9 protein-coding genes and 1 pseudogene are annotated in these 8,767 nt (G+C 72.9%); 5 read left to right on the top strand and 5 right to left on the bottom strand.

Annotated elements, in window-relative coordinates:
• Positions 1-721, bottom strand: a pseudogene (locus DY240_RS25860) (hypothetical protein); the annotation flags it as partial.
• 155 nt (positions 722-876) lie between these two features.
• Between DY240_RS25860 and DY240_RS25865 the strand changes: the two are divergent.
• The 3 genes from DY240_RS25865 to DY240_RS25875 are packed head-to-tail and all read left to right on the top strand — an operon-like array spanning position 877 to position 3,139.
• A complete protein-coding gene (locus DY240_RS25865) occupies positions 877-1,320 on the top strand; it encodes a hypothetical protein (RefSeq protein WP_119662560.1) in 444 nt (147 codons plus the stop codon).
• Positions 1,321-1,349: 29 nt separating this feature from the next.
• Entirely contained in the window at positions 1,350-1,571 is a 222-nt protein-coding gene (locus DY240_RS25870; RefSeq protein WP_119662561.1) for a hypothetical protein, read from the top strand.
• 14 nt (positions 1,572-1,585) lie between these two features.
• The gene (locus DY240_RS25875) at positions 1,586-3,139 is read left to right on the top strand and encodes a multicopper oxidase family protein (RefSeq protein ID WP_119662562.1); all 1,554 of its coding nucleotides are present in this window, start codon (positions 1,586-1,588) and stop codon (positions 3,137-3,139) included.
• Positions 3,140-3,151: 12 nt separating this feature from the next.
• On the opposite strand, the gene DY240_RS25880 is transcribed toward DY240_RS25875, so the two are convergent.
• Complete coding sequence (locus DY240_RS25880; RefSeq protein WP_119662563.1) at positions 3,152-3,361, bottom strand: hypothetical protein; 210 nt, start codon at positions 3,359-3,361, stop codon at positions 3,152-3,154.
• Between the two features lie 115 nt (positions 3,362-3,476).
• Here DY240_RS25880 and ku point away from each other — a divergent pair, with 115 nt between their 5' ends.
• On the top strand, positions 3,477-4,340 hold the full coding sequence (ku, locus tag DY240_RS25885; protein ID WP_119662564.1) for a non-homologous end joining protein Ku: 864 nt from the start codon (positions 3,477-3,479) through the stop codon (positions 4,338-4,340).
• Between the two features lie 203 nt (positions 4,341-4,543).
• Here ku and DY240_RS25890 read toward each other — a convergent pair whose 3' ends face one another.
• Both DY240_RS25890 and DY240_RS25895 read right to left on the bottom strand, forming a co-directional pair.
• On the bottom strand, positions 4,544-5,425 hold the full coding sequence (locus tag DY240_RS25890; RefSeq protein WP_199702449.1) for an NUDIX domain-containing protein: 882 nt from the start codon (positions 5,423-5,425) through the stop codon (positions 4,544-4,546).
• Positions 5,422-5,898, bottom strand: a complete 477-nt coding sequence (locus DY240_RS25895; RefSeq protein ID WP_119662565.1) for a DUF6328 family protein — start codon at positions 5,896-5,898, stop codon at positions 5,422-5,424. Before DY240_RS25895 ends, DY240_RS25890 begins: the two co-directional genes overlap by 4 nt.
• 140 nt (positions 5,899-6,038) lie before the next feature.
• Here DY240_RS25895 and DY240_RS25900 point away from each other — a divergent pair, with 140 nt between their 5' ends.
• Positions 6,039-7,112: a hypothetical protein gene (locus DY240_RS25900; protein WP_119662566.1), complete on the top strand. Its 1,074-nt coding sequence runs from the start codon at positions 6,039-6,041 to the stop codon at positions 7,110-7,112.
• Between the two features lie 9 nt (positions 7,113-7,121).
• Here DY240_RS25900 and DY240_RS25905 read toward each other — a convergent pair whose 3' ends face one another.
• Positions 7,122-8,297, bottom strand: coding sequence for a sigma factor-like helix-turn-helix DNA-binding protein (locus DY240_RS25905; protein WP_233552881.1), 1,176 nt, complete (start codon positions 8,295-8,297; stop codon positions 7,122-7,124).
• Positions 8,298-8,767: the final 470 nt, after the last annotated feature.

Genomic DNA, 8,767 nt, shown 5'->3' on the forward strand with positions numbered 1-8,767 from the left:
CGGTCCGCACCTGCTCCAGCGCCCGGCGGGCGCTGCGTCCGGCCGCGGCGAGCTGCTCCCGCGCCGAGTCGTGGCTGCGGGAGAGGGCGGCCAGGGCGTCGCGGGCACGGGCGGCGACGACCTCGAGATGGTCGCCGACCGCCGCGCGCAGCAGCTCGGCGGAGCGGCGGCGCTCCACGCCGACCGCGAGCTCGGCCAGCTCCGTCCGCGCCGCGTGCAACGCCGTGACCAGGTCGGCCAGCCGGACCAGGCCGAAGAACGCGACCCCGCTGTTGGCCGGCGCGACGAGCATCCAGATGACGATCGCGGCGTCGTTCCCGGGCCATGGGACGCCCAGGACGGCCACGCGCACCGCTTCCAGCGCGATCACGCCGCCGAACAGCAGCCACGAGGCCGGCGCCGCCACCGTCAGGAGCAGCAGCCCGGCCAGCAGGGCGGGCGCGATGGTGATCCAGTCCTGGCCGAAGACCAGCAGCGGCGCGTACGTCAGGGCCGCCTGCACCGCCAGCAGCGGGCCACGGTGGCGCGCCCACAGCGCCCGGCCCCACGGCACGGTGTACAGCAGCGGCAGCACGAACACCACGGCCAGCACCACGCCGCCGCCGGGCCCGCTCCAGTACACGGCGTTGCCGAGCCGGGTGAGCAGGGTGATGACGAGGAACGCCACCGGGAACGCGGCGGCCAGCCGCGGTGTCAGCGCGATGCGCCCACCTGCGTCCATCGGCGGCCTCCATGCCGGGTTCCCGGTCGAGATGTGCAGTATGCACGTCCCGGGGGTGCACCTCCCACCCTCAGGTCGTGACCGCGCGCACTGGTTGCGTCGTCGCAGGTCAGAGCAGACTCATCGATGTCAGCACACACCACCGGGAGGACGAGATGCCGACTGTCACGACCGAGGCCGCCGAGCTGCGCCGGCCGGTCACCCGCCGCTGGGCCCGCTTCGCGGGCCACTACGTGGAGATGGTCGTCGCCATGCTGGCCGGGATGTTCGTCCTCGGCGGCGCGCTGCGCGCGGCCCTCGCCGCCGGCGGCGTCGACTACTCCATGGACCGCTATCCCGAGATCGTGCTCGTCGAGATGGGGCTGACCATGACGGTGGCCATGGCCGCGTGGATGCGCGTCCGCCGCCACGGCTGGCCGGCCACGCTGGAGATGAGCGCCGCGATGCTCATGCCCGCGTTCGTCGCGACCGCCTTGGTCGTCCTGGACGTCACCAGCGCCGGCACGGCGATGACCGTCGAGCACGTCGCGATGTTCCCGCTCATGCTGGCGGTCATGCTCCGCCGCCGCGACGAGTACCTGACGCACCGTCACCACTGAACGCTCAGTCAGCACCTAGGAGGCATCCCATGACCACCACCGTCCCGGTGGCCCACCCGCGCCCGGCCACCCGCCCGCTCCGCGGCGTCCTGCGCCGCTGGCCGCTCGCCGCCGGCCTGCTCGGGCACGCGGCGTGGGACGTGTGGCACCACCGCACGAACCGGGTCGTCACGCGCTCGCTGGCCGAGTTCTGCGTGGTCCTCGACACCCTCCTCGCCGCGGCTATGATCGTCGTGGCCATCAGCGGTTGAGCGGGGGCGCGGCCATGCAGACGCACGACTCTCACCACGATCACCACCAGCACGATCACGGCCATGACCGGCACCGCGAGTTCCCGGCCGACCCGTCGGGGTTGCCCGAGGCCGCACGGCCGGCGCTGCTGGACCTCGCCGACGGCGACACGCTGCACCTGACGGTCGCCCCGGTGGCCAAGCGCCTCGGCGACACCACGGTCCGGATGCTCGGCTACAACGGCTCGATCCCCGGCCCCACGCTGCGGGTCGCGCAGGGCAGCGAGCTGGTCGTGCACGTCACCAACCAGGGCGACCTCGAGACCACGGTGCACTGGCACGGCCTGCGGCTGGAGAACCGCTACGACGGCGTGCCGCACGAGACGCAGGCGCCGGTGCCGGTCGGCGGAGAGTTCACGTACCGCATCCAGTTCCCCGACCCCGGCCTGTACTGGTACCACCCGCACGTCCGCGAGGACTACGCCCAGGAGCTGGGGCTGTACGGCAGCATCCTGGTCGTCCCGGCGGCCGACGACTACTGGCCGCCGGCCGACCGCGACCTCGTCGTCACCGTCGACGACCTGCTGCTCGGCGACGACGGCCGGGTCGTGCCGTTCAGCCGCGACGAGACCAGCCACGCGGCCATGGGCCGCTTCGGCAACGTCTTCCTCACCAGCGGCGAGCCGCACCCGCGGTTCGCCGCCAGGCCCGGGGAGGTGGTCAGGCTGTGGCTCACCAACACCGCCAGTGCCCGCGTGTTCGACCTGCACCTCCCCGGCGCGCGGATGAAGCTCGTCGGCGGCGACAGCGGCCGGGTCGAGCACGAGGAGTTCGTGACGCACGTGCTGCTGGCGCCGTCGGAACGGGCGGTCGTCGACGTCCTGGCCGCCGAGCCGGGCGAGCTGACCCTGGAGCATCGGACGCCGGACCGCACCTACCCGCTGGCCACGCTGGCGGTCGACGGCGAGCCGGTGGCGTCGGAGGCGGGCCAGGCGTTCGAGGCGCTGCGCCGCGACCCCGAGCTGACCGCCGAGCGGGAGGCGCTGGGGCCGTGGCTCACCGCGCCGCCGGACAAGGTGCTCGCCCTGGTCGCCCGGATGGACCACGCGGCCGGCCACCACGACCACCACGCGCATCAGGAGCACGGCGCGCACGGGCACGGCGCCGCGCACGCCGTCGCCGACGGCATCGAGTGGGAAGACGAGATGGCGGAGATGAACCGCAGCTCCACCGCCGCGACCATGCACTGGATGTTCGTCGACCGGACCGGCGGCACCGAGGCCGCCGCCGTCGACTGGCGGTTCCGGGTCGGCGACCGGGTGAAGATCCGGCTGGTCAACGAGATGGACTCCGACCATCCGATGCACCACCCGTTCCACCTGCACGGCGCCGGCCGGTTCCTCGTCCTGGCTCGCGACGACGTGGCCGAGCCCAACCTCGTCTGGAAGGACACCGTGCTGGTCCGCACCGGTCAGGTCGTGGACATCCTGTTCGACGTGACCAACCCGGGGGTGTGGATGGCGCACTGCCACATCCCCGAACACATGCACAGCGGCATGATGTTCAGCTTCACCGTCGCCGGCCCCTAACCGGGACGCGCGTCAGACGGCGACCGGCTGGAAGATCGACTCGATCAGCGGCAGGTCGCCGTTGAACACGGCCGCCGAGCACTCGCGGCAGGCGTACTCGACGCCCAGCCCGCCCGGCACCTTGTCGAACTCGGTCTCCGCGTCGCACTCGCCGCACCACGCCGTGAGGGAGCCGATGAGCAGCTCGGGCGCCGCGACGTTCAGATCTCGTCTTGCCCTCATGCTTCGAGGGTGACACGCGGGACCGATCGGGCCGAGGAGGCGCGCCGGGGTGGTGACGGGCCACACTAGGCTGGGAACGGGCACGACGACGAGGTGCCGGCGGACGGAGTGGAACATGCCTGTACAGACGGTCTGGAAGGGCTCGATCTCGTTCGGGCTGGTGTCGATCCCGGTCCGGCTGGTGTCGGCCACGCAGGAGAAGGATGTCAGCTTCCGGCAGGTGCACGCCGCCGACGGCGGCCGCATCCGCTATAAGCGCGTCTGCGAGGCCGGCGGCCACGAGGTCGCCTACGCCGACATCGCCAAGGGCTACGAGCTGCCCGGCGGGCAGCTGGTCGTGCTCACCGACGAGGACTTCGAGGACCTCCCCATCGCGTCGTCGCGGTCGGTCGAGGTGCTCGGCTTCGTGCCGTTCTCGCAGATCGACCCGACGTCGCTGAACCGCGCCTACTACGCCGAGCCCACGGGCGACACCAAGCCGTACGCGCTGCTGCGCGACTCGCTGGAGCGCTCGGGCCGGGTCGGCGTCGTCAAGGTGGCGCTGCGCAACAAGGAGCGGCTTGCGGTGCTGCGCTCGTTCGAGGGCGTGCTGATCGTGCAGACCATGCTGTGGCCCGACGAGATCCGCAAGCCCGAGTTCGACTTCCTCGGCGAGGACATCGAGGTCCGCAAGCAGGAGATGGCGATGGCCGAGTCCTACATCGACACCCTGTCCGGCGACTTCGACCCCGAGGAGTACCACGACGAGTACCGCGAGGCGCTGCTCGAGGTCGTCAACGCGAAGGCCGAGGGCGCCGAGGTGGTCACGCCGCCTGAGGCCGAGCCGGCCGAGGGCAAGGTCGTCGACCTCATGGAGGCCCTGCGCCGCAGTGTCGAGGAGGCCAAGCAGAGCCGCGCGGCGGGTAAGGCGGACGAGGAGAAGCCGGCCCCGGCGAAGAAGACGGCGAAGAAGGCGGCCGCCAAGCGCAAGTCCGCCTGACCCACGTCTTGCCCCGCGGCTCCGGCTGGATCGCTCGGGTTCGCTGTGTCACCGTCGCCGGCGGGCAGCGGCTCCCATGGTGCCTTCGGCGTGCTGGAGGTCTGCGGTCTGAAAGGACGGCAGACCTCCAGCGTCACGAGAGGCGGTCGGGCGGCTACCCCGGCACCGGTCCGGCGGCCCCGTCGACGACGCGGTGAGCGCGGTCAGGAAGGGCCGGACCGGTGGGTGATCTCGAACAGCGCCGACGGGCCGAGGTTGCGGCCGCCGGCGGCGTCGACCCGCGACCGCAGCTCGCGGTCGGCCGTCACCGCGACGACGTGGTCCTGCGGCCGTTCGGTGACGGCCGTCGCGACGGCAGCCGCGACGGCGTCGTCGCCGCTGCCGGGGGCGTCGATCACCGTGACGCCGTCCAGCGACGCGATGCCGCGCGCCCGCCCCTCGGCGACCAGCACGATGCGCGGCCACCACTGCGTCGCCGGCAGTCCGAGCGACGCCGCGGGCATGGGCGCCAGCACGCCGAGCTCGTCGCGTAGCCGGGCCGTCGCGCCGGCGCGGTCGCGCCACCAGCCGTCGGGCCTCGAGCCCACCACGTTGGCGGCGTCGACCACCAGGACCAGGTCGGACGGCGCCGCCGCGCGGATGCGCGGCCACAGCGCGCCGAACGCCGGCAGCAGCGGCAGCGACCCGACGTCGTCGAGCGGGATCCAGGTGATGTCGAGGCTCTCGGGGTCGGCGGCCCGCGCATCGACCGGCCGGACGGGGCGCGCGACGACCGTGGTGTACGACCAGGTCCCGTGGTCCTCGACCCAGGCGTGGCTGGGCCGGACGGCGTCGGGCGGGACGGCGGCCTCCTCGGCGGCCTCGCGCAGCGCCGCCTCCAGCGCCGTCTCCGTCGACGACCGCGCGCCGCCGGGCATGCCCCACGTGCCGCCGTGGTGGCTCCAATGCGCCCGGTGCTGCAGCAGGGCGCCGCGCTCGTCGTCGACCAGCAGCAGCCCGGCCGCGCCGAACCGGCCCCAGTGCCGCTGCCCGCAGGCGCAGTCGACCCAGCCGTCGCCGTCGTGGCGGTGATGGATGAGCGTCAAGACGCGCTCCGCGCTCGCACCCGCCCCGGGATGACGTACCAGAACGTGACGAACCACAGCAGCGCGGCGCCGGCCACGACGACCGCCAGCCAGCGGTCGAGCACGACGTCGAGCGCCAGGAGCAGCCCGCCGCACACGGCGAGCATCAGCAGGAACAATCCACCGGCGGTCATCGTGGAAGCCATCGGGATCATTTTGTCGCGGATCCGCTTCCGGAACACGATGCGGTGGAAAGACACCGGGGCGATCAGCAGCGCCATCGACATCGCGGCGACGACGATCGTCACCGCGAACACGTCGTGGGTGAACTCGTCGGACTCCCGGAACGGCGTGGTGAACGCGATGGTCAGCAGGAACGCGAACAGGATCTGCACGCCGGTCTGGGCGATGCGCAGCTCCTGGAGCAGCTCGTTCCAGTGCCGGTCGTAGCGGTCGGCCTGGTCCTCGTCCCTCCGGTAGCGCTGCTCGGTCACCGCTCCTCCTCGTGGGCCGACGACGTCACGGCGAACCGTGACAGCCCGGATGGTACCCGGACGAAGCGGGAGCCATCCGCGGCGCGACCGGCCGGTTCGGCCGCATCCGTCCTCGCACGCGGGTCGGTAGAGTCCCGCCCGTGGCTGAACGCGACGACCTCGCCGACTACGAGCGCCGGTTCCGGCGCAGCGGGCTGCCGCTGTTCATCGAGGACTACAGCGCGAGCGAGGACATCTTCACTCGCGCGGCGCCATGGCTGGCGCTGGTGTTCCTCGGCGAGATGCTCGGCGCGACGGAGCTGGAGTGGCCGTTCCTGCTCAACCTCGCGGCGGCGCTGGGCGGGCTGGCGATCCTGATCGTGGCGTTCGGCATGCTGAACCGGGCCCGGGGCCGCCGGTTCCTCGAGCTGCCGCGCGAGGTCGGACGGCCCGAGCTGGCGGCGTTCGTGCTGGTGCCGGCGCTGCTGCCGGTGATCTTCGGTGGCCAGTGGCGGCAGTTCCTCGGCATCGTCGTGGGCAACTCGCTGTTCCTGCTGCTGGTGTACCTGGTGGTCGGGTACGGGCTGATCGCCACGGTGTTCTGGGCGCTGAGCCGGATGGCCGACGAGCTGGCGGCGTCGCTGGGCCGGTTGGTGCGGACGCTGCCGCTGCTGCTGATCTTCTCGGTCGTGCTGTTCGTCAACGCCGAGATGTGGCAGATGTTCGGGACCATGCCGCGGACGTTCGTCTTCGTCGTGACGGGGATGCTGTTCGGGCTGGGTCTGGTGTTCCTGGTCGTGCGGGCGCCGGGCCTGGTGCGTCAGCTCGAGGACGAACTGAACGACGGCGCCCGCCCGCTGTCGCGCCGGCAGCGGCTGAACGTCGGGCTGACGCTGGTCGTGAGCCAGGCGTTGCAGGTGTCCGTCGTCGCCGCCGGCGTCGGGGCGTTCTTCGTCGCGTTCGGGCTGTTCGCGCTGACACCGGACGTCGGGGTGGAGTGGGCAGGGACGGCCGGCTCCTGGGAGTACGAGTTCGGCCTCCTCGGCCATCCCGTCAGGCTGACGGAGACGCTGCTGCGGGTGGCCGGCGGGATGGCGGCGTTCACCGGGCTCTACTACGCCATCTCCATCCTCACCGACTCCACCTACCGCGACGAGTTCATGGCCGGCGTGACGGCCGAGATGCGCGGCGTGTTCGCCGACCGGGCCGAGTACCTGGCGCTCCGGAACCGTTGAGCCGGGTGGTCAGCCGAGGACGTACGGGCTGTCGTACGTGCCCGGGTCGTCGTCGAGCTGACGGGGTTCGGTGGCGAGCTCGCACTCGCCGCCGACGGTGCACCGGACGAGCGCGGCGCTGCCGTCCTGGTAGCTGCTGATCACGACCGTCGTGGGCGACTCCCACCTCAGCGCGCCGGCCTCCTGGACGTCCAGGCGCGCGACCTCGTCGCCGGTGCGGGCCTCCCGGATCACCACCTGACGGGGCCGGCCCGCCGGCGCGCCCTCCCAGCTGAGCGCGGCCAGGTACCGTCCGTCGGGGGACAACCGGGCCTCGGCGCCGTCGTCGAACGACCACAGTTCGGTCCCCGTGGCCAGATCGGTCAGCTGAGCAGCGTCGGTGCCCTGCAGCAGGGCCAGATCGCCGGTGGGCGACATCGCCGTGACCCCGACGTCCTGACGCAGCGGCGTGACCTCGCCGCCCGGCTCCCAGGCATCGACGCCCCACGCCGTGTTCGCGCCGGCCTCCAGGGCGAGCCGGCCGTCGGCCAGGAAACCACGGGGCCGGATGCCGGGACTGGGCGTGTCGGGCAGCTCGGCGACGACGGCGCCGCCTGCGTCGGCGACCACGACGGTGCTGGTGAGACCGTGTTCGAGGGCGTCCTCGTCGCGTACCCGGTCGTGGTTCTGCAGGCCCCAGGCGATGCGCTCGCCGTCGGGCGAGACCACCGGAGGGGTCACGTCGCCGTCGGCCAGGACGATCCGCTCACCGTCGTCGCGGACCAGGGTCAGCGTCGAGCGGCCGTAGGCGTCCGGGACCGGCTCCCAGATCCACACCGCGTACCCGTCGCGGACCCGTTCGACGACGAGGTCGTCGGAACCGGGCTCCACGGCGAGGTCGGCCGGGGTCGACCGGTCCCCGACATGCAGCGCGCCGTCCTCGTACCACGGCACCTCCGGCGCCGGGCCGGTGCCGAGCCGGCCGAGGTCGAGCATGCCGTCGCCGGCGGTCTCGAGCAGGTCCTTGAGGTTCATGGTCACGCAGCCGGGCGATGGCCGGGACGCCTGGCTTCGCACCGTCCCGGTCGAGCAGCCGAGCATCGCGGCGATCTCCCGTTCGGAGAGGTCCTCGTAGTAGCGCAGCACCGAGCTCCGGCGCCACCGGCTGAACTGGTCCCGGTACAGCTTGGCCAGCGCTCCCTGCACGAGGTCCTCGGCCGCGTGCCGGTCGCCGCACAGCGCGTAGGCCGTGCGGAGCAGCGCGAGGGACGCGTGAGCGGCCGGGAACGCTGCATCGAGATTCGGGCATGGATCAGGCCAATGCAACCGAATCGTGTGCCTCCGGCGTCTATGAGGTGAGGCGGGGGGAGCCCGCGGGATCGGGGGGTTCGGCCATGCGGTTCGCAGGCACGGCGAAGGGACGTGACGGGCCCGGCTGAGCGCCCGTCCCGTACCACGGCCGCCCGAGCGGCCGCGCGGCGTCGACGCCGCCACCACTCCCGTCACGGTGCCCGCTGCGCCGGCACCGGCTCCCGGAAGGGCATCGCCATGCCCCGGTTCACCCTGCCCGCGTGCGCCCTGACGCTCGTCCTCGGCGCGGTCGCGGGCTGCGCCGCCGCCGGCGGCGACGTCGTGCTGGCCGCGCCCTCACCGCTGGCCGCGCGGCCGATCGGCGC

This window comes from Jiangella rhizosphaerae (genome assembly GCF_003579925.1).
GTDB lineage: Bacteria > Actinomycetota > Actinomycetes > Jiangellales > Jiangellaceae > Jiangella > Jiangella rhizosphaerae.